A 20,412-nucleotide genomic window follows, 5' to 3' on the forward strand; every position below is an offset into this window, starting at 1 on the left:
CGCGGTTCGTCGCGTGGGCCGATATCCACGGCTTCTTTCGGTTCGACGGGCACTCCGCCCCACCGGGTCAGCGCCTGGGGCGCTGGCGGAGGATGCCGATCTCACGCCCGTTCGCCGGCCACAACCAGCCCGATTCCGAGGCGATCTGAATCGCCTCCACGCGTGATCGGGCGCCGAGCTTGGCGAGAATGCGCGACAGGTAGTTCCGGACCGTTCCATGGGAAAGCGAAAGCCGCTCGGCTATCTCGCCGACCGTGGCTCCTGCTGCGGCGATCTCCAGGATGTCCAGCTCGCGAGCCGTCAGCGGGTTGCCGTCCGTGTCGAGCGCGGCCGCCGCGAGCTCGGGGTCGACCACACGCTCGCCGGCGTACACGCGGCGGATGCAGTCGACAACGTGCCCGGGTTCGGCGTCCTTGACGATAAAGCCCCGTACGTTGGCGTCCAGCGACCGGCGCAGGGCGAGCGGGGTGCCGAGCCCGGTGAGGATCACCGTCTTGCAGGTGGGTAATCGCCGGTGCAGTTCCGAGGCCGCGGTCAGTCCGTCGACCCCGGGCATCCCGATGTCGAGCAGGGCGACGTCCGGCCGGCGCAGACAGGCGAGCCTGACGATCTCCTCGCCTCTCGCGGTCTCGGCGACCACCTCGAGGTCGTCCTCACAGGAGAGCAGCGCGATCAGAGCCTTCCGGATCAGATGCATGTCCTCGGCGAGCAGCAGACGAATCACCAGCGGTTCACTCACGCTTCCTTGTCCCCGACGCCCGGGACCGTGACGGCCCGAGCTCACTCAATATGGACGCCGGACATCGTTTTCGGTTGCCCTCTCCACTCCATCTATTACCTTTAATCGCCAGTCTTATCGGCGAAAGCCGTACAGGTCTGGAAATTGTGCGACCAACGGAAAATGCCCGGCTCCGTGGTAGGAGCCGGGCACGAATCCGCTGCTAGAACAAGTCCACCCGATAAGTACTATCCAGGATGAACGACGCTTTGTCGCGATTTATGGATGCTTATCCAGACTGATGTCACCTGCGTAGTGACCGGTACCCGCATATTCCGCGCGCCAGACGCCGTCGCCCATTCCGCGAAGCCGGCTGCTGAACCAGCCGTTCTTGTCGGTCACGGCCGTACCCATCGTGCGCCACACCCCCGAACCGGCGGGCCGGAAGGCCAGTGACACCGACTGCCCCGCGAACGGCCGGTAGTCCACCCGGCCGAGCGGGTCGACGCGCAGCAGGGTCCCGGTGATGCGGACCTGGTTGTTGACGCTGCGGAGGACGTTCACCCCTTCGAGCGTGGTCTGCCGCTTCAGAAAGAAGATCGTCCGGTAATTGACGACGTTCCCCTGTGCGTTCCGGGCCGTGGCCGTGACCGTCCACTGACCGCTGGGGTACCACCTGGACAGCGGCTTCTCCGGCAGGAAGAGCCAGGTCTCCCATTCGGACCGGTCGTTGCCTGCGCCGGGGACCGACGCGGACATCGCACGCATGGGTCCATGCGGGATGGTGTGGGCGTTCGCGGCGGCCGGAGCACCCGCCGCCGGCGCTGCCGCCGGGGCGCCCAAAGCCTGCGTGGGCGCAGGGACCTTGGCCGTCGGAGCCTGAGTCGGCATAGGAGCCTTCACCTGGGCAGGGACGTGGCCGGACGTCTGAGCGGGCAACGGCGCGGGGATCTTGGCAGGAGCCTGAGCCGGCACGGGCGCGGGCACTTTCGCCGGAACCTGAGCGGCAACAGGTGCCTTCACCTGCCCAGGAACCTGAGACGGGACCTGCGCCTGAACCTGCGGCTGAGCAGGAACGGGCGCCTTCACCTGCGCGGGAACCTGCGAGGAGGCCTGCGCGGGCGCGGGGGCCTGCGCCGGGAACTGGGCCGGAGGTTGCGCGGGAGCTTGTGCCGCAGGTTGCGCTGGGGCCTGCGCCGGAGCCTGAGCCGGGAACTGGCCATGGGCGGGAGGCTGGGCGGGGACTCCCGGCACGACGTTGCCCGGGGTACCGGGATTGGCGGGCGGCTGCACTCCTGGTGACGGTGGAGTTCTGGGACCGCTCGGGGTCACCGGTCCGGTACGGCCGGGCTCGAGGAGAACGGAGACGGCCGTCGCCCCCCGCGCCATCACCTCGATCACCACCTTGACCGCACCCGTCGGCCCCACGACGGGGGTTCCCGGCTTGACCGTGATGGACCTGATGGCCAGTTCGTCGGCGGCCGCGGGGGCCGAACCGGCCGCCAACGTAACCGCCATTCCGAGGATAGGCGTCGCAATCAAACGTCTCATCATGGCCAGTGACCGTACGCAGCCGGAGGTAATCCCCCCGCCCCTGACACACACCCCAACGAGCAAAACCCGCCCGTACGCCCCAACCCCCCGGCCGTGATCATGCACACATTCGGGATCATGGTCGTCAAGCGGCCCAAACTCCATGCGTGATCATGCGCAGGTTCGGCGAGACCAGCGACTGCCTGCGCCTTGGCCTTCCGTGATCATGCACGACTTCGCGCATCCGGCCACCGGCTGCCCCGACCACGTGGCGTAATCAGATACGCCTCAATCGCTCGGGCCGTACGTCCTTGAAGACGAATGACACCTCCGCGACACGACAAGCCACCGCCTCGGCCCACACCACTCCATTGCATGATCACAAGCGCCATAACCACAGGCCAGGGCTTACTTCTCCGAACCTGTGCATGATCACAACAAGGAGAGGCGCCGGTCAGAGCCCGATCTGCGAATCTGTGCATGATCACCACTGATCACCTGGCGACCACCCGGCGATCACCAACGTGTCACGCCAGGCACATGAGCATTCAAAAGGCTCAGTCGTTTACTCACATTCATGCCTTAAGTGATGGTTTGGCATAGAAATCAACTAAAACGCAAAGAACATCCTGTTTGGGGGTAACGTGCTGTGGGCACTGCGGAATCGGGGGAGAACGCATGACACAGCCGCCCGTGCGGGGGAAGACCTTTTTCGGCCATCCGCGTGGCCTGGCCACCTTGTTCGGCACAGAAATGTGGGAGCGCTTCAGCTACTACGGCATGCGCTCCGTCCTCGTGCTGTTCCTGTCGGCTCCGGCGATCCGCGGCGGCATGGGCCTGTCGGAGACGACCGCGGTCGGCGTGTACGGCGTCTACATCGCCTCCGTCTACCTGCTGGCGCTGGCCGGCGGCTGGATGGCCGACCGGCTGTTCGGCCCCCGCAGGACCGTCCTGTACGGCGCGATCGTCATCATGGCCGGCCATGTCAGCCTGTCGATCCCGATCGGCGGGGCGTGCGTGTGGCTGGGGCTCGTCCTGGTCGCCCTCGGCAGCGGCATGCTCAAGCCGAACATCGCGGCGCTGGTCGGCGAGCTGTACCGGCACGAGGACGACGCCCGCCGCGACTCCGGCTACACGATCTTCTACCTGGGGATCAACCTCGGCGCCTTCGTGGGGATCCTGGCCGTCCCGTGGCTGCAGCAGGGCGACCGGTGGCACCTGGCGTTCGGCACCGCCGCCATCGGCATGGCCGTCGGCCTCACGCAGTACATCCTGGGCCGCAGGCACCTGGGAGGCGTGGGCGAGGAGCCCGACCACCGGCTGACGCCCGAGGAAAGGCGCCGCTTCCGCGCCATCCTGTCGATCTCCCTGCCCTCCGTCGCGGCCCTGCTGGCCCTGTGGGGCATCAGCGGCACCTTCACGATCGACAGGTTCTCCCTGGTCCTCGCGATCGGCACGGCCCTCGTCCCCGTGATCTACTTCATCTTCCTCTTCCGTTCGCGTGAGATCACGCCGGACGAACGCACCCGGCTGTCGGCCTACGTGTGGCTCTTCCTCGGCGCGGCCGTCTTCTGGTTCATCTACGACCAGTCGGGCAGCGCCCTCACCCTCTTCGCGCAGAACAACACCCAGCTCGACGTCATGGGCTTCCACGTCCCGCCCGGCTGGATCAACAACGTCAACTCCCTCGCCATCATCTTCCTGGCCCCGGTGTTCGCCGAGGCCTTCCTGAAGGCCGGGGACAGGGTCAGCGCCCCGCTCAAGTTCGCCGTGGCGCTGCTGCTCGTCGGGCTCAGCTTCGTCGTCATGTCCGTCGCGTCCGGCATCGCCTCGGGCGGCGTACGCGTGTCGATCATGTGGCTGATCTCGGTGTACCTGATCCAGACGATCGGCGAGCTGTTCCTGTCACCCGCCGGCCTGTCGGTCACCAACAAGCTCGCGCCACGCGCGTTCGAGAACCAGATGATGGGCGTCTGGTATCTGGCGATCTCCCTGGGCGACGCGGTCGGTGGCCAGACCTATCGGCTGACGAAGGTGATCCCCATGCCCGCCTACTACCTGGGTCTCGCCCTGGCCGCCATCGTCGCGGGCGTCGCCATGTTGCTCTTCGTCCGCCGGATCCGCGCGCTGATGGGCGAGGGCGAGTCCCGGCCCGCGCCGGTCACAGGGTAGGGGTGAGCGACGTCGCCGGGCGGTGGCCGTACTCGCCCGGTGGTGCCGCGATGCGGCGGATCGCGTCCTCGAGCACCGCGGGCGGCTGGGTGAACGGCAGCCGCAGGTAGCGCTCCAGCGTCCCCTCCACGCCGAACCACGCGCCGGGCGCGAGCCGTACGCCGTTGGAGGCCGCGGCCTCCACCACGGACGTCGCGACCGGCGCGCCGAGCCGCACCCACAACGAGCCGCCCCCCGCCGGCACCGTGTAGCTCCAGGAGGGCAACTCCTCGCGTAAGGCCGCCACGAGCGCCTCGCGGGACGCTCCCAGGGTGCGGCGGCGCTCGGCACGCGTCTCCTCCATGCGGCCGAACAGGGCGGCGACGACGAGCTGGTCGAAGACCGCGCTCGCGATGTCCACCGCGGCCCGCAGCACGGCGAGGCGGCGCACCAGCGCGGCCGTGCCCCGGATCCAGCCGATCCGCAGGCCGCCCCACCACAGCTTGGACGCGGAGCCGATGCCGATCACCCGGCCGTCCGTGTCGAACGAGGCCAGCGGAGCCCGGGCGCCGACGTCGTCGATGGCGAGCTCCACCCACGTCTCGTCGACGAGCAGGGTCGTGTCGTACCGCCGGGCGGCCGCCACGAGCTCCGCCCGGTCGCCGTCCGGCATCAGGTGGCCGGTCGGATTGTGGAAGTCCGGGATGACGTAGGCGAGCCGCGCGGCCGACTGCCGCATCGCGCTGGTGAGCAGGTCCATGTGCCAGCCGTCCGCGGGGATGCCGACGGGTACCAGGCGTGCCCCGCGCATGCGGGCGACGTCGAGGATGTGCGGGTAGGTGGGCGACTCGATCAGCACCGGGTCCCCCGGCCCGGACAGCAGCGTCATGAGCAGGTGGATGGCCTGTTGCGCGCCGGTGGTGACGATGATCTGGTCAGGCCGGGTGGCGAGGCCCCGGCTGCAGTACCTGTCGGCGATGGCCTCCCGCAGCGTGACCAGGCCGACCGGGTCGTAGCCCGTCCCCAGGGTGTAGCGGTGATAGGCCTGCCCCGCCTCGGCGATCGCCTCGCCGAGGAGGCCGGTCGCGGACGGTGCCGCGCTGTGCAGCGGAAGCAGGCCGTCGTCGTCCGGCGCGGCGACCCACGGGTTCTCCAGCCCGAGTGCGGCCGGTCCGGGAAGCGTGGTCCAGCTCCCCGATCCCTGCCGGCTCTCCAGGTAGCCGTCCGCGCGTAGCCGGTCGTACGCCGTAGTCACGGTGGTCCGGCTGACTCCGAGGGCCTCGGCGAGGTGCCGCTCGGCGGGGACGCGCACCTTCACCGGCAGCCGCCCGTCCAGGATCAGCCCGCGTACGGCTCCCGCCAGCGCCTTGTAGTACGGCCGGGCGCCGGACGGGACCTCGACGAGTCTCGCCAGCTGGGACGCACTAAGATACCGGTCCATAAGGCCACTTTTCCTGATTGGCTCTTTATTTGCAAGCAATTGGCCCGAAAGATGGAAACCACTATGACGGAGATCTCGCTACCACGGTCAACTTCCCTCTCGTCCAGGCTCGTCCGCCTGTACGCCGGGCTCGTCGTCTACGGCGCAGGCATCGGGCTGCTCGTGCAGTCCGGGCTCGGGCTCGACCCCTGGGAGGTCTTCCATCAGGGCCTGTCCTTCCGCACCGGCTGGTCGATGGGGTTCTGCATCAACCTGGTCGGCGCCCTCGTACTGCTCCTGTGGATCCCGTTGCGGCAGCGGCCCGGCCTCGGCACGATCAGCAACGTCCTGATCGTGGGAAGCTGCGCCGACCTCGTCATGTGGCGCGTCTCCCCGCCGTCCCACCTCGTCGTCGAGTGGGCGTTCCTCCTCGGCGGGATCGTCCTGGTCGCCGCGGCGGGCGGCCTCTACATCAACGCGGGCTTCGGCCCGGGCCCTCGCGACGGACTGATGACGGGGCTGGCCAAACTGGGCCTTTCCGTCCGGGTCGCCCGCACCCTGATCGAACTCACGGTGCTCGCGGCGGGCTGGCTCCTCGGCGGGACCGTCGGCATCGGAACCGTCGTCTTCGCCGTCACCATCGGGCCTCTCACTCAGGTGTTCATGAAGATGTGGCGGCCCGCCGGGTAGCCTGGCCCGCATGCTGATCGAGGACTACGCCCTCATCGGGGACATGCAGTCAGCCGCCCTCGTCGGCCGCGACGGATCGATCGACTGGCTCTGCCTCCCCCGCTTCGACTCCCCCTCCTGTTTCGCGAAACTCCTCGGCGACGAGTCCAACGGCTTCTGGCGGCTGGCCCCCTCGGAAGGGCGTACGGCGACCCGGCGGCAGTACGTGAAGGACACGCTGATCCTCGAGACCCTGTGGGAGACCCCCACGGGCACCGTCAAGGTCATCGACTTCATGCCGCCCCGCCACGCCAACCCCGATCTGGTCAGGATCGTGGAAGGCGTCTCGGGGACCGTGGAGATGACCGCCGAGATCCGCATCAGGTTCGACTACGGGCGGATGGTCCCGTGGGTCCGCCGCACCGACGGCGACCTCCACGCCATCGGCGGACCCGACTCCGTCTGGATCCACACCCCCGTCCAGCTGAAGGGCGGCGGATACCGGCACACCGGAGTCTTCACGGTCACCGCCGGCGAGCAGCTCCCCTTCGTGTTCACCTGGCACCCGTCCCACCAGCCGCGGCCGGAACCCATCGACGCCGTCGAGGAGCTCTGCGAGACCAGGCTGATCTGGGAGGACTGGGTCTCCCAGTGCGGCTATACGGGCCCCTGGCGCGACGAGGTCGTCCGCTCGCTCATCACCCTCAAGGCGCTCACGTACGGCCCGACCGGCGGCATCGTCGCCGCGCCCACGACCTCGCTGCCCGAGCACATCGGCGGGATCCGCAACTGGGACTACCGCTACTGCTGGCTCCGCGACGCCGCCATGACGCTCGACGCGCTGACCGACGCGGGGTACATCGGCGAGGCCGGAGCCTGGCGCGACTGGTTGCTGCGCGCCGTCGCGGGCCGCCCGGAGGACCTTCAGGTCATGTACGGCGTGGCGGGCGAGAGGCGGCTCCCCGAGCTCACGCTGGGCTGGCTGCGGGGCTACGAGGACTCCAGGCCGGTGCGGATCGGCAACGGCGCGGCCGACCAGCTCCAGCTCGACGTCTACGGGGAGGTCGTCAACTGCCTCTACCAGGCCCGCAAGAAGGGCCTGCCGCCCGACGACCACGCCTGGTCCATCGTCCGCAAGCTGCTCGACTTCCTCGAACGCAGCTGGGACCAGCCGGACGAGGGCCTGTGGGAGGTCCGCGGGCCGCGGCGGCACTTCGTCCATTCCAAGGTCATGGCCTGGGTGGCGGCGGACCGCATGGTGCGGATCGTGGAGGAGCTCGGCCGTACGGGCCCGGTCGACCGCTGGCGGGCCATGCGCGACCGGATCCACGCCGAGGTCTGCGAGAAGGGCTTCGATCCCGAGCGCGGCACCTTCACCCAGTCGTACGGCTCACGCGAGCTCGACGCCGCGCTGCTCCTGATCCCGATCGTCGGCTTCCTCCCGCCGGAGGACCCCCGGGTGACCGGAACGATCGAAGCGATCGAGCGCGAGCTGATGCCCGACGGCTTCGTGTTGCGTTATCCGATCGCCGACAGCAACCACGTCGACGGCCTCCCCGGCGCCGAGGGCGCGTTCCTCGCCTGCAGCTTCTGGCTGGCCGAGGCGCTCGCGCTGGTCGGCCGCAAGGACGAGGCCCGGGAGTTGTTCGAGCGGCTGCTCGCGCTGTGCAACGACGTCGGCCTGCTCGCCGAGGAGTACGACCCGGTCGAGCGGCGCCAGCTCGGCAACTTCCCGCAGGCGTTCACCCACATCCACCTGGTCCGCACGGCCCAGGCGCTCAGCTAGGGCCTGTCTGGAAGCCAGGGCTGTCCGGAATTGTGATCACATGGCGGGAAAAAGGGTTGTACGGGATCGCGGTCGGTCTGGTAGCTTGCAGCCGACCGCGACACCGCCCGAGGAGGTGAGACCCATGAACGCTGTATCCACGTGGGTGCTCCCCCTGTCGTCACGGTCGGGCGATTGACGTAGGTGTCGCCGGGAGCGCCGCGAAACCAAGGCACTCCCCGAAAGGCAACACCCATGCACTCTCTGCAGTTCACCGCCGAGTCGCCGTCGAACGGCATGATCGAACGCGACTTCACCGTGGGCGACGTCCCCGGAGTTCTCTGGTCGCCGGCTTCCGGCGCCGTCCGCGCACCCCTGGTGCTGATGGGCCACGGTGGCGGCAACCACAAGAAGCATCCGGCGATGGCGGGCCGGGCACACCGCCTGGTGACCGGCTGTGGTTTCCACGTCGCCGTCATCGACGCGCCCGGTCACGGCGACCGGCCGCGCACGGAGCACGACGAGCAGGAGATCGCCGCGCTGTTCGAGGCGAGGGCGGCGGGCGAGCCGGAAGGCCCGATCGTCGTGCGCTACAACGCATATTTGGCGGAGATCGCCGTGCCCGAGTGGCAGGCGACCCTGGACGCCCTCCAGGAACTTCCTGAGATCGGCGCCGACGGGCCGGTCGGCTACTTCGGCATCAACATGGGCACCGCGATCGGGGTGCCGCTTGTGGCGATCGAACCCAGGATCACGGCCGCGGTCTTCGGCCAGCACTGGCCTGACGTCCTGGCCGAGAAGGCGAAGCGGATCACCATCCCGATCGAGTTCGACATGCAGTGGGATGACGAGCACATCCCGCGCGAGGCCGGTCTCGCGCTGTTCGACGCCTTCGCCTCGAAGGAGAAGACGTTGCACGCCAACGCGGGCAGGCACAAGGAACTGCCCAGGTTCGAGGCCGACAGTGCGGTCCGGTTCTTCGCGCGCCACTTCGGCCGAGAGGTCACCCTGCCGGCCTGACGCGCGCGGTCGCGGCGTCCGGCTCGCCGGCCGGGCGCGGCGACCGGCTTGACTGACGCCGACGTCAACGTTTCACGCTGACGGGCATGATCTTCACCCGAGCAGAACTCGACTACCTGGCCACGCAGCGCATCGGACGGCTGGCCACCGTCTCGCCCGACGGGCAGGTGCAGAACAACCCGACCAACTTCTTCGTCGACGCCGGCACCGGCACGATCGTCATCGGAGGGCACGCGCTGGGGACGTCGAAGAAGTTCAGGAACGTCCAGCAGGGCAGCACGGTCGCGTTCGTCGTTGACGACCTGGCGACGATCGACCCGTGGGCGCCCCGCGGCATCGAGATCCGGGGCTCGGCGGTGGCGCTGACGGACCACGAGCCGCCCCTGCCGTACTTCTCGCGGGAGATCATCAGGATCACACCCGCCAAGATCATCTCTTGGGCGCTGGACGGGCCGCGAGCGAGCCGTACGGTGTGAAGTCGTGATCACCCCTGCGGGCGGTCACCGGTCACGCACGGTCAGCCGGACGATCCCGCGATCCTGGCGAGCAGCCGGGCGAACTCCGGGGGCGGCGCCACGACCAGGCGGGTCTGGCCGTCATGGGTGATCAGGTCGGCCTGGATGCGGGTCAGCCTGCTGCGGTGCCACCAGTAGACGTGCGGGCTGATCCCGTCGTCCCTGGTCTCGAACTCACGCTGGGCGAACAGCCTGAGCCGCTCGATGGCCCGCACGACGCCGATTCCGGCCACCGGGTGGACGGCCACCGCCCCCCGGTGCGGGAGCACGGCGAGCGCGCCGTCGGACGGCACGAGCACGTGGTCGGCCAGGCGGCGCAGGTGCGCGGCGGCGCTCGGCGCGGTCAGGAGCGACACCCGGGTGCCGCCGAGGTCGAGCCATTCGGTCGTGGGCCGCTCGTCCGCGAGCGCGTTGTCCAGCGCGAGGTCCAGGGCCTCACCCGGGGGGATCGGCCAGCAGAACGCCTCCTCGGGGCGGACCGGCCGGGCGCCGATGGTGAGCACCTCGATCAGGTCGGCGCTCAGGTGGCGGCCGATGATCCGCGAGGGGTCGGGGATGGCCGGGTCGTCCGCGGCGTGGACCCTCGTGCGCAGCAGCGGCCGGATGGGCGCGAGGTTGCAGGCGTCGAACGGCTCGCCGGACACGGCGTGGGCCAGGTGTTCCGAGACGAGCATCGGCCAGTCCTCGCGGGCACGCCGCGCTGCCTCCCTGCGCAGTCCCACGAGGTTGACCACGCGCCCGCTCTCCGGGGTCTCGTCCGTGGCGCCCAGCGTCAGCGAGGTCCCGTCGTCGGCGAAGACGCAGGTGAACCCCATCGTCTCGGCGACCAGCGCGAGGAGGGAGTCGAGATCGGCATCCTCCGGCGATCTCGACGCGGGGAGATCAGGTTGCGTCCGGCCCAGCAGTCGCCGCAAGAGTCGCAATGCACCATCCCTCCACCGCTGCCCGGATGATTCCAGGCGGCTTTCAGGGTGCCCTGTCCGGATAGCGGAACATGCCAGTCAGAGAGCACGATTTGGTATCAATAACCCCATCTGTCTCCAGCCACACACCGAACTGTGGTGATCCATGTCCGATGGGAAGGCCCGCGATGACGGGAACGCCGAGGGGCGCGAGCCGTTCCGCCAGCACAGGAATCGGGTCTCCGCAGCCCACCCACGACCCGAGCACGAAGCCCAGCGCGCCGTCGAGACAGCCCGCCTGGAGCAGTTGCGTCAGCATGCGGTCGATCCGGTAGGGCTCCTCGTCCACGTCCTCGAGCAGGACGATGCGGCCCTGGGCGCCCATGGCGTACGGCGTGCCGGCCAGTGCGGCGAGCAGGGTGAGGTTGCCGCCCGTCACGGGGCCCGTCACCCGGCCCTGCGCCCCGATCGACGCGGTGCCGGTCACGGGCGCCACGATCCCGTCCTCGAACAGCGTGCCCCTGAGATGGGCGAGGGTCACCGGCTCGGGACCGGGCTCGTCCCCCATCGTCGCGGCGGCGGGCATGGGGCCGAAAAGCGTCGAGACCCCGAGCCTTCGGCCGAAGGCCCGGTGCAACGCGGTGATGTCGCTGGAACCGAGCAGGATCTTGGGCTCCGCCTCGGCCATCGCGTCCCAGTCGAGCAGGTCGAGCAGCCGCGTCGCCCCGTAACCGCCCCGGGCGCAGATCACCGCGGCCACGTCCGGGTCGCACCACGCCTCCTGGAGATCGGCCGCCCGCGTGGCGTCGGGGCCGGCCAGATACCCCTGCCTGTCCAGCAGGTGGCGCGGCGTCCTCACCTCGAGGCCGAGCCCGGTCAGCACCCGCGTGCCCCGGGCCAGCCGCTCGGGGTCGACGGGGCCGGAGGGCGCCACCAGGACGACGGCGTCGCCCCGCCGCAGCCGCCTGGGCGGCCTAGCCACGGGTGTCTCCGCGGCCCCGGCGGAGGGCGGCCGAAGATCGGTGCGTTCGCGCAGGCAGGGGCAGGTACGGGACCGTTATCGAGGCGTCATCGTCCGCCCTGGCCGGGATGCGTCCTTTCACCCCCCAAAGGGTGTCAGACTTAGCCGTACCTATGCGACCTCCGACGCACATTCTCGTGGTCAACGGCGTGAAGGTCCGCCAGCCGGTGTTCGTGGTCGCCGCCCCGCACTCCGGAGCGGGCCTCCTCGGCCGTGCCCTGAAACGATCACCTGGATTCCACCTGACGATGGGCCGCGGGCCCGTCGCCCGGGTGGTCTACGCGTTCGCGCGCAGGCCGTCGATCGCGCGCAGCGGCGGGGCGCCGACCGTGATCCGCGACGTGCTCGCCGAGGCCTGGCAGGTGGTGCCCGGAGCCTGCGCGGAGTGCACCGCGACTTGCCGTGAGGCGGGCGGCCTCGTCGGTGCGGGCCCCTGCGTCGGCACGGCGAACATCAACAGGTTCGGAGACGCCAGCCCCGATCTCCTCTACAGCTCCCCCGTGCTGCTCCAGGCCTTCACCGACGCCAGGCTCATCCAGATCATCAGGGACGGCCGCGACGTCGTCGCCGACATGCTCGACGACCCGGCCTCCATGACCTGGTTCAAGCCCCACATGCTCAGCGAGGACGCGGAGTTCCCCAACCCGTTCCTCGGCGTCAAGTCGGCGGAGCATCGCGACAAGTGGAACGCCATGCCCCCCGCGGGCAAGTGTGCCCTGCGCTGGCGCGGCGCCGTACGGCTCAGCGCCGCGCTGCGCAGGGAGGTGCCCAGGGAGCAGTTGCTGACCCTGCGCTACGAGGACATGCTCGAATCCCCCGCGGAGACGAGCAAGACCGTGTCGGAGTTCCTGGAGACCAGGATCTCCACCATCGCCCTGTACGGCACGGCCGCGCCCAAGCCGGGTAGATGGCGCACGGCACTGACCCCCGCGGACGTCGAACTCGTCGAGAAGGTCGCCCGCGAGGAGCTCACGCGCCTGGGCTACCTGTGAGGTCCGGGCTGCCGGTGAACTGGGTGCGGTACAGCTCGGCGTAGGCGCCGCCCCGCTCGAGCAGCGAGTCGTGGTCACCGCGCTCGACGATCGTCCCGTCCTCGATCACGAGGATGACGTCGGCCTCGCGGATCGTGGACAGCCGGTGGGCGATCACCAGCGAGGTCCTCCCGTGCAGGGCCGACTTCAGCGCCTTCTGCACGGCGGCCTCGGACTCGGAGTCGAGGTGGGCGGTGGCCTCGTCGAGGACCACGACCCTGGGCGCCTTCAGCAGGAGCCTGGCCAGGGCGATCCGCTGCTTCTCCCCTCCCGACAACCGGTAGCCCCGGTCGCCCACGACCGTCTCCAGCCCTTCGGGAAGGCCGCTGACCAGGTCGAAGATCTGCGCCGCGCGGAGCGCCTCCCAGATCTCCTCCTCGGTGGCCTCCGGCCGGGCATAGCGGAGGTTGCTCTCGATCGTGTCGTGGAACAGGTGGGCGTCCTGCATGACGACGCCCACGGTGTCCCTGATGCTCGCCAGGGTGGCGTCGCGGACGTCCGTGCCGTTGATCCGGACGGCGCCCTCGTCGACGTCGTAGAGCCGGGAGACGAGCGAGGTCAGCGTGGTCTTGCCGGCCCCAGAATGCCCCACCAGCGCCACGAGCTGGCCGGGCTTCGCGGTGAACGTGACGCCCTTGAGCACCTCCTGGGAGGGGCCGGTGTCCGGCCGGGCCACCGACTCGAGGGACGCCAGCGACACCTCCGAGGCCGCGGGGTAGCGGAACCTCACGTCGTCGAACTCGATCGTCACCGGCCCGTCCGGGATCGCCTGGGCGCCGGGCCGTTCCGCGACCATCGGCTTGAGGTCGAGGACCTCGAAGACCCGGTCGAAGCTCACCAGCGCCGTCATCACGTCCACGTGGACGTTGGACAGGCTCGTCAGCGGCCCGTAGAGCCGCATGAGCAGGGACGACATCGCCACCAGCGTGCCGAGCGCGAAGACGCCCGACACCGCAAGCTGGCCGCCGAGACCGTAGACGAGCGCGGTGGCGAGCGCGGCGACCAGCCCGAGCGCGATCCTGAACACCGCGCCGTACATCGCGACGATGACGCCCACGTCCCTGACGCGGCCGGCCCGCTGCCCGAAGTGCGCGGCCTCGTCCTCCGGCCTGCCGTACAGCTTGGCGACCATGGCGCCGGCGACGTTGAAGCGCTCGGTCATGACCGAGCTCATCTCCGCGTCGAGTTGCATCTGCTCCCGCGTGAGCTTGGACATCCGGCGGCCGACCCACTTCGCGGGGAAGATGAAGATCGGCAGCAGGACGAGCGCGACCACCGTGATCTGCCACGAGAGCACGAGCATGGCGCCGAGCACCATCACCAGGCTCACCACGTTGGAGACCACGGACGACAGCGTGGTCGTGAGCGCCCGCTGGGCCCCGATGACGTCGCTGTTCAGCCGGGAGACCAGAGCGCCGGTCTGGGCGCGCATGAAGAACGCCACCGGCATGCGCTGCACGTGGTCGAAGACCTCGGTGCGCAGGTTGTAGATCAGGCCCTCGCCGATCCGCGCGGAGAACCACCGCTGGACCAGGCCCAGCCCGGCGTCGACGACGGCGAGCGCGCCGATGGCGCCGGCCAGCCACAACACCACGTCGGCCCGCTTGGGGACGATGCCGTCGTCGATGATCGCCTTCATCAGCAGCGGGTTGGCGATCACGATCACGGCGTCGACGACGACGAGGGCCAGGAACCCGACGATCTGCCTCTTGAACGGGCTCGCGTAGCGCGCGATCCGGCGAACCGTCCCAGGGGCGATCCGCTCCTTCACGACCGAGCTGTCGCGCCGGAGAGACCGCATCACCTGCGGTCCGTAGCCACCACTCATCGCCATACGTTTCGTACCTCCCGCTGCTGAAGCACCGGGAAGGTCACCTCCGATTCCCTCATCAGCTGGAGGCGAACAATGCTCTGATTCGCGCCGCCTGCTCGGCGCGCTCGGCGGCGGACTGCTCCTCGAGCGTCCGCCCTGGCGCCCCCTGCAGGAGCCGCTTGGTCGCCGTCGCCGCCGCACGGTCGGTCGCCAGCAGCGCCGCCGCCAGATCCTGTACGGCCTGCGCCAGCTCGTCCCCCGGCACGGCCATCTCGGCCAGACCGAGCTGTACGGCCTCGGCCGCGCCGACGGTGCGCGCGGTCAGGCAGATCTCGATCGCACGCGGCACGCCGACGAGCTCCACAAGCGGCTTGGTACCCGTCAGATCGGGGACCAGCCCGAGAGCGGGCTCCTTCATGCAGAACTTCACGTCGTCCGCGACGATCCTCAGATCGCACGACAGGGCCAGCTGGAAGCCCGCACCGATGGCGTGGCCCTGAACCGCGGCGATGGACACGATGTCGGGTCGGCGCAGCCAGAGGAAGCCGCGCTGGTATTCCGCGACCTGCCGCTGGAACCCGTCGTCGTCGAGTGCGGCGACGGTCGCCAGCGAATCCTGCCGGGGGGTTCCCCCCGGCGTGAACATGCTCAGGTCGAGCCCCGCCGAGAAGGACGGCCCCTCACCTCGGACCACGACGACTCTTACCTGCTCCGGCAGGTTCTCCCCGATCCGGGCCAGTGCCGACCACGTGGCGGACGTCTGAGCGTTCCGCTTGCCGGGCCGGTCCAGAACGATCGTCGCGATCTCGCCGTCCACCTCGAAGCGCAGCCCGATCTCAGCCAGCTCAGCCGCCGAAATCGTCTCCGTGCCAGGCGAGCCGCTCCCCCCGGCGGTGTCACCGGGATCGAGGACCGTGCCCCGATCGCCGTGTGCCGTACGGGCCGGCTCCCTGTTCCCCCCAAGATCCGCTTCCGCCATCGCCTGTTCCCTGCTCCCCTCGAGGCGGCGTCGCCTCGCACGGCCGGTCCGGTGCGGCGTCCCGTCCGTGCGTGGCTCGCCCTCTTCTCCCACGGCCGCGTCGAGCTTACCGAACATCGTTCGGTCAGCGGACGCGACCGCTTCGGCTATGGGAACGAGCGGCTGCGGTCGCGCGTTGTGAGGCGGATCTCTAGCGCTTGGACTTGCCTCGGGTGGCCCCGCCGCGTCCGCGCAGAGTCACGCCGGACTCGCTGAGGATGCGGTGGATGAACCCGTACGACCGACCGGTGGAAGCGGCCAGGGCGCGGATGCTCTCACCCGCGGAGTAGCGCTTCTTGAGATCACCGGCCAGCTTTTCGCGGTCGGCTCCGGTCACCCGGGTGCCTTTCTTCAGAGTCTCAGCCACGAGTACCTCCTGTAGTGCCAGACTTCCGCAGCGTTACTTAGGCCATGATCAGTCATTTCGGCGCGATCGGCTACCTACTCCATGGGAAAAGATCCCTACCCGCTCAAATTAAGATCAGGCAAGTGCCACAAGATCGGAAAATTCGTCGCTCCACGCGTCTTCCACCCCGTCGGGGAGCAGGATCACCCGATCCGGGCGCAACGCCTCCACGGCACCCTCATCATGCGTGACCAGCACGATCGCCCCCACAAAGGAGCTCAGCGCCTCCAGAACCTGCTCCCGGGAGGCGGGGTCGAGGTTGTTGGTGGGCTCGTCGAGGAGCAGCACGTTGGCGCTCGACAGCACCAGTGTCGCCAGGGCCAGCCGCGTCTTCTCGCCGCCCGACAACACGCCCGCGGGCTTGTCCACGTCGTCACCGGTGAACAGGAACGAGCCGAGCACCTTACGCAGGTCGACGTCGGCGAGATCGGGGCCCGCCGAGCGCATGTTCTCCAGGACCGTGCGGTTCCCGTCGAGCGTCTCGTGCTCCTGGGCGTAATAGCCGACCCGCAGGCCGTGGCCGGGCCGCACCTCGCCCGTGTCCGGCTTCTCGATGCCCGCCAGGATGCGCAGCAGCGTGGTCTTGCCGGCTCCGTTGAGGCCCAGGATGACGACCCGTGAGCCGCGGTCCACGGCCGCGTCGACGTCGGTGAACACCTCGAGCGAGCCGTAGGACTTGGACAGGCCGTGCGCGGTCAGCGGCGTCTTGCCGCAGGGGGCGGGCTCGGGGAAGCGCAGCTTGGCCACGCGGTCGCTGCGCCGGACGGTCTCGACGCCGGCCAGCATGCGGCGGGCCCGGCGCTCCATGTCCTGCGCCGCCTTGGCCTTGGTGGCCTTGGCCCGCATGCGGTCGGCCTGCGAAAGCAGCACCGACGCCTGCTTCTCCGCGTTGGCCCGCTCCCGCTTGCGGCGCTTCTCGTCGGTCTCCCGCTGGGCGAGATAGGCCTTCCAGCCGACGTTGTAGGTGTCGATGACGCAGCGGTTGGCGTCGAGGTGCAGGACCCGGTTTACCGTCGCTTCAAGAAGGTTGACATCGTGGCTGATGACGACCAAGCCGCCCTGGTGGGAGCGCAAAAAATCACGAAGCCACCCGATCGAGTCCGCATCGAGGTGGTTTGTGGGCTCGTCGAGCAGGAGAGTCTCCGCTCCGCTGAACAGGATGCGGGCGAGTTCGACCCGCCTGCGCTGCCCTCCTGACAGGGTCGCCAGAGGCTGTCCGAGCACGCGGTCGGGCAGGCCGAGGCTCGAGGCGATCGACGACGCCTCCGCCTCGGCGGCGTAGCCTCCGAGCACGTGCAGGCGGTCCTCCAGCCGTCCGTAGGCGCGCACCGCCTTGTCCCGGACGCGGGTGTCCTCGGCCGCCATCCCCTTCTCGGCCTCGCGGAGCTCGCGGAGCACCTCGTCCAGGCCCCGGGCGGACAGGATGCGGTCGCGGGCGAGCACCTGGATGTCACCCGCGCGGGGGTCCTGCGGCAGGTAGCCGACGCTGCCTGCGATCGTCACCGTGCCCTCGGCGGGGATGCCCTCGCCCGCGAGCACCTTGGTGAGGGTGGTCTTGCCGGCGCCGTTGCGGCCGACGAGGCCGATCTTGTCTCCGGGGTTCACCCGGAACGACGCGCTTTCTATGAGCAGCCGGGATCCGGCGCGCAGTTCGATGTCAGTCGCGATAATCATGATCTGGGGAACACTCCCGGGAAGATGGGGTCAGGATCGGCGGGATGTCGATCAGTCGGGAGCGCGCATACCCGTCATTGTAGGGGCAGGGATGCATGAGGCACCTGCTCGTGACCCTGCGGGCTCCCGGGACCACGCCGTCGTGAACGGCGAGGACGGACGGCGAGGGGTGGCGAGGACGGCCGCGAGCGCGGCCCGCCACCGGGAGCGGAGACCTCAGCCCTCCGGATCGAGCACCCGGATCCGCACCGCGCGGAACAACGCGGGCGTGCCTTCGAGGACCGCCAGTTTCGGGTCGGGGACCGCCAGGAAGGCGCCGGCCTCGAGCGCGAACAGCGGCGCGAGCCGCCTGTCCCCGCGCAACTCCTCGACCGCCCTCCGATCGCCGCCGAGCACGACGGCGTCGAGCCCCTCCGCGCGCGGAACGAGCACGCGGGCCGCCACGTCGGCGGCGGCCGCCAGAGCCTCCGACGACTGCTTCTCCCTGCGCCTGGCGAAGCGCTGCTGCGACCAGCCTCCGGCGGCGCTGCGCCCGTGGACGAGCCGCGATCCCACCTTCGACGTCACCAGACGCTCGCCCTCGAACACCCCGGCCGCGTAGCCCCCGAGGCGGACGAGCAGGACGCCGACCGTGCGGCTCCTGCGGGCGTGCGCGACGAGCGCGCCCGCCGCGTCCTCCTGCCCACCGGCACCGTCGCCCGGGACGTCGCGGAGGTCCAGAGGGGGAAAGGGGACATGACACTCGGCCGCCGAACCGTCCGCGGCGGCGAAACGCACCAGGTCGGGACCGGAGGTCGCCTCGACGGCGCCGTGCCGCTCCGCGAAGCCCCGGATCCACCCGGCGAGCCGCTCGGGCGCGACCGTCACCCATCGTCCGCCGCCCGCGGCCGGCCGTGCCGTCATGACAGCAGAGATTACCCGCCATACTTGGGGCTGCCGGTTCTCACCAGGCACGACGACTCCCGGTTGCACCCGCAAGTAAAGATCTCAACATCCGGGGAAATATGGGTGAATTCTGCCGCTAGTGGCTGATGTGACCGCTGAGTAAGGCTGACAATTCAGTACGTGTCGGTCCCCTCAACTTCGGCGGCTCCGCCTGCCATGCCACAGGCCCAGACCGCTCCAGACGCCTCGACGTCCGGAAGCCACCGGGCGCCCGCGCCCGGTGTGGACGCGTCTGCGCCCGGCCGCCCCTACGGCGCGGCCCCTTCCGCACCGGATCCCGCATCTCGCCCATACGGCCCCGGTCCCTCCACAGACCCGGGATCGCGCCCCTACGCCCCCGGTCCTGCCATGGACCCGGGGGCTCGCCCGTACGGCGCCGCCCCTTCCGCGGCGGAGTCGATGTCCCGCCCGTACGGCCCGGGCCCTTCCGCGGACCCCGGATCATCCCCGTACGGCCCCGGCCCCTCCACAGACCCGGGATCGCGCTCCTACGGCGGTCCTCACATGGACCCCGGGACGCGTCCGTACGGCGCCGGTCCCTCGACGGATCCCGGAACCCGCTCCTACGGTCCCGGCCCCTCCACGGATCCCGGAACCCGCCCGTACGGCGCGGCCGCACCCACCACGGACGTCCCGCCCTCCGGCCGTACCTCCGGGGCCGTCGCGCCCGGGTTCGAGATGCCGGGGTTCGACATCCCCGGCACCCCGGGCCGGCCGCACTTCATCCCGGTCATCGACCTCGACACCGGCGGCGTCATCGCGGTCGAGGTGATCGCGAGCACGCTCGGCGGTCCCGCCTCCGGCATCGCCGCGACGGTAAACGGCGTCAACGCCGCCGCACAGGAGGACGCGCTCCTTCCCCTCCTGCTCCCCATCCCGGTCTCCGCCGTGCTCGGCGGCTCCGCGGGGCTGGCGACACTCCACGAGGCGCTGCGCGTGACCAACCGGCGCAGCCGCGAGGTGATCCTGGTCATCGAGGGAGACGTCTCCCCCGGCGACCGGCGCTACCTCCTGTCCGGTATCGAAGGCCTGCGCGCCGTCGGCTACCTGATCGCGTTCGGCGGTCTCGGCTCCTCCTACGTCCCGCTCGAGCTGGTCGCGGACGCCTCGCCGTACGTGATCCTCATTTCGCCGGACGTGGTCGAGCGCGGGCCGCGCGACCCCCGCAGGGGCGGGCTCGCCGAGTCGCTGGTGACGTTCGCCAAGGCCATCGGGGCGCACGTCCTGGCGCCGGGCGTCCGCGACGAGACCCAGCTGGGCGCGGTGCGCGGCTGGGGCATCCGGCTGGCGCAGGGCCCGCTGCTCGCCCCGTCGGACTGGCGGCCCTCCCTCGGCCACAGCCGCGTCCACGTGCCCCTGCCCCTCCCCGAGACGACGCCGGCCGCCGCGATGCTGGGTCCCCGGGTGCAGGAGTTCCTGCTCCCCGCCGTGACCATCCCGATGGAGTCCACGGCCGAGGACGTGATGTCCGTGCTCAGCTCCGAGCCCTCCATCACCAGCGTCATCCTGGTCGACGAGTACCAGCGGCCGCACGGCAGCATCGACCGCAGCCGCTTCCTGCTGTTCATGGCCGGGGCGTACGGCCACGCGCTGCACGCCAGGAAGCCGGCTCACCGGCTCGCCGACTCGGCCAAGGTGGTGCCGAAGACCACGCCCGCGATAGCCGCCATGCAGGTGGCGGGGCGTGACAACGCCCGGGTGTACGACGATCTCGTGGTCGTGGACGAGGTCGGCAGGTGCATGGGGATCGTCAGGGTCGGCGACCTGATCCGTCACGTCGCCGAGTCGCAGGCGGGCCGCTGAGGCCCGCC

General features: G+C 70.1%; 17 protein-coding genes. 7 read left to right on the top strand and 10 right to left on the bottom strand.

What is annotated here, in order from left to right; all coding sequences use genetic code 11:
- Window positions 1-67: 67 nt before the first annotated feature.
- The gene (locus tag Pka01_RS29255; protein WP_308442293.1) at window positions 68-739 is read right to left on the bottom strand and encodes a response regulator transcription factor; all 672 of its coding nucleotides are present in this window, start codon (window positions 737-739) and stop codon (window positions 68-70) included.
- Between the two features lie 258 nt (window positions 740-997).
- Window positions 998-2,236 (bottom strand): hypothetical protein, encoded by a 1,239-nt coding sequence (locus tag Pka01_RS29260; RefSeq protein ID WP_203886141.1) that lies wholly within the window; start codon window positions 2,234-2,236, stop codon window positions 998-1,000.
- 693 nt (window positions 2,237-2,929) lie between these two features.
- On the opposite strand from Pka01_RS29260, the gene Pka01_RS29265 reads away from it, so the two are divergent.
- Window positions 2,930-4,423 (top strand): peptide MFS transporter, encoded by a 1,494-nt coding sequence (locus tag Pka01_RS29265; RefSeq protein ID WP_203886142.1) that lies wholly within the window; start codon window positions 2,930-2,932, stop codon window positions 4,421-4,423.
- Here Pka01_RS29265 and yczR read toward each other — a convergent pair.
- Complete coding sequence (gene yczR / locus Pka01_RS29270) at window positions 4,413-5,843, bottom strand: MocR-like transcription factor YczR (protein ID WP_203886143.1); 1,431 nt, start codon at window positions 5,841-5,843, stop codon at window positions 4,413-4,415. The two genes, Pka01_RS29265 and yczR, sit on opposite strands and share 11 nt — an antisense overlap.
- A gap of 63 nt (window positions 5,844-5,906) precedes the next feature.
- Here yczR and yczE point away from each other — a divergent pair, with 63 nt between their 5' ends.
- From yczE to Pka01_RS29290, 4 genes are all read left to right on the top strand, one after another.
- Window positions 5,907-6,512 (top strand): membrane protein YczE, encoded by a 606-nt coding sequence (gene yczE, locus Pka01_RS29275; protein WP_203886144.1) that lies wholly within the window; start codon window positions 5,907-5,909, stop codon window positions 6,510-6,512.
- A gap of 10 nt (window positions 6,513-6,522) precedes the next feature.
- Window positions 6,523-8,277, top strand: coding sequence for a glycoside hydrolase family 15 protein (locus Pka01_RS29280; protein WP_203886145.1), 1,755 nt, complete (start codon window positions 6,523-6,525; stop codon window positions 8,275-8,277).
- Window positions 8,278-8,511: 234 nt separating this feature from the next.
- Window positions 8,512-9,276: an alpha/beta hydrolase family protein gene (locus Pka01_RS29285; RefSeq protein ID WP_203886146.1), complete on the top strand. Its 765-nt coding sequence runs from the start codon at window positions 8,512-8,514 to the stop codon at window positions 9,274-9,276.
- An 86-nt stretch (window positions 9,277-9,362) separates the two neighbouring features.
- A complete protein-coding gene (locus Pka01_RS29290) occupies window positions 9,363-9,752 on the top strand; it encodes a PPOX class F420-dependent oxidoreductase (RefSeq protein ID WP_203886147.1) in 390 nt (129 codons plus the stop codon).
- A gap of 41 nt (window positions 9,753-9,793) precedes the next feature.
- Here the strand turns inward: Pka01_RS29290 and Pka01_RS29295 are convergent, their stop codons facing one another.
- On the bottom strand, window positions 9,794-10,714 hold the full coding sequence (locus Pka01_RS29295; RefSeq protein ID WP_239115506.1) for a hypothetical protein: 921 nt from the start codon (window positions 10,712-10,714) through the stop codon (window positions 9,794-9,796).
- 43 nt (window positions 10,715-10,757) lie between these two features.
- Entirely contained in the window at window positions 10,758-11,675 is a 918-nt protein-coding gene (locus Pka01_RS29300; protein ID WP_203886148.1) for a S66 peptidase family protein, read from the bottom strand.
- Between the two features lie 152 nt (window positions 11,676-11,827).
- Between Pka01_RS29300 and Pka01_RS29305 the strand changes: the two genes are divergently transcribed.
- Window positions 11,828-12,706, top strand: a complete 879-nt coding sequence (locus tag Pka01_RS29305) for a sulfotransferase family protein (protein WP_203886149.1) — start codon at window positions 11,828-11,830, stop codon at window positions 12,704-12,706.
- On the opposite strand, the gene Pka01_RS29310 is transcribed toward Pka01_RS29305, so the two are convergent.
- The 5 genes from Pka01_RS29310 to Pka01_RS29330 form a co-directional block, all read right to left on the bottom strand.
- Entirely contained in the window at window positions 12,684-14,579 is a 1,896-nt protein-coding gene (locus tag Pka01_RS29310; protein ID WP_203886150.1) for an ABC transporter ATP-binding protein, read from the bottom strand. The genes Pka01_RS29305 and Pka01_RS29310 overlap by 23 nt on opposite strands.
- Window positions 14,580-14,634: 55 nt before the next feature.
- Window positions 14,635-15,537: an enoyl-CoA hydratase/isomerase family protein gene (locus Pka01_RS29315; RefSeq protein ID WP_203886151.1), complete on the bottom strand. Its 903-nt coding sequence runs from the start codon at window positions 15,535-15,537 to the stop codon at window positions 14,635-14,637.
- Window positions 15,538-15,727: 190 nt separating this feature from the next.
- Window positions 15,728-15,943 (bottom strand): helix-turn-helix domain-containing protein, encoded by a 216-nt coding sequence (locus Pka01_RS29320; RefSeq protein WP_203886152.1) that lies wholly within the window; start codon window positions 15,941-15,943, stop codon window positions 15,728-15,730.
- A 114-nt stretch (window positions 15,944-16,057) separates the two neighbouring features.
- Window positions 16,058-17,656: an ABC-F family ATP-binding cassette domain-containing protein gene (locus Pka01_RS29325; RefSeq protein ID WP_203886153.1), complete on the bottom strand. Its 1,599-nt coding sequence runs from the start codon at window positions 17,654-17,656 to the stop codon at window positions 16,058-16,060.
- 216 nt (window positions 17,657-17,872) lie between these two features.
- Window positions 17,873-18,559 carry an acVLRF1 family peptidyl-tRNA hydrolase gene (locus Pka01_RS29330; protein WP_203886154.1) on the bottom strand — a complete coding sequence of 229 codons (687 nt, stop codon included), beginning with the start codon at window positions 18,557-18,559 and terminating at the stop codon, window positions 17,873-17,875.
- Window positions 18,560-19,105: 546 nt separating this feature from the next.
- On the opposite strand from Pka01_RS29330, the gene Pka01_RS29335 reads away from it, so the two are divergent.
- Window positions 19,106-20,404: an EAL domain-containing protein gene (locus Pka01_RS29335; RefSeq protein ID WP_239115510.1), complete on the top strand. Its 1,299-nt coding sequence runs from the start codon at window positions 19,106-19,108 to the stop codon at window positions 20,402-20,404.
- The last annotated feature ends 8 nt before the right edge of the window (window positions 20,405-20,412 follow it).

The organism is Planotetraspora kaengkrachanensis (assembly GCF_016862895.1).
In the GTDB taxonomy this organism is placed as follows: domain Bacteria; phylum Actinomycetota; class Actinomycetes; order Streptosporangiales; family Streptosporangiaceae; genus Planotetraspora; species Planotetraspora kaengkrachanensis.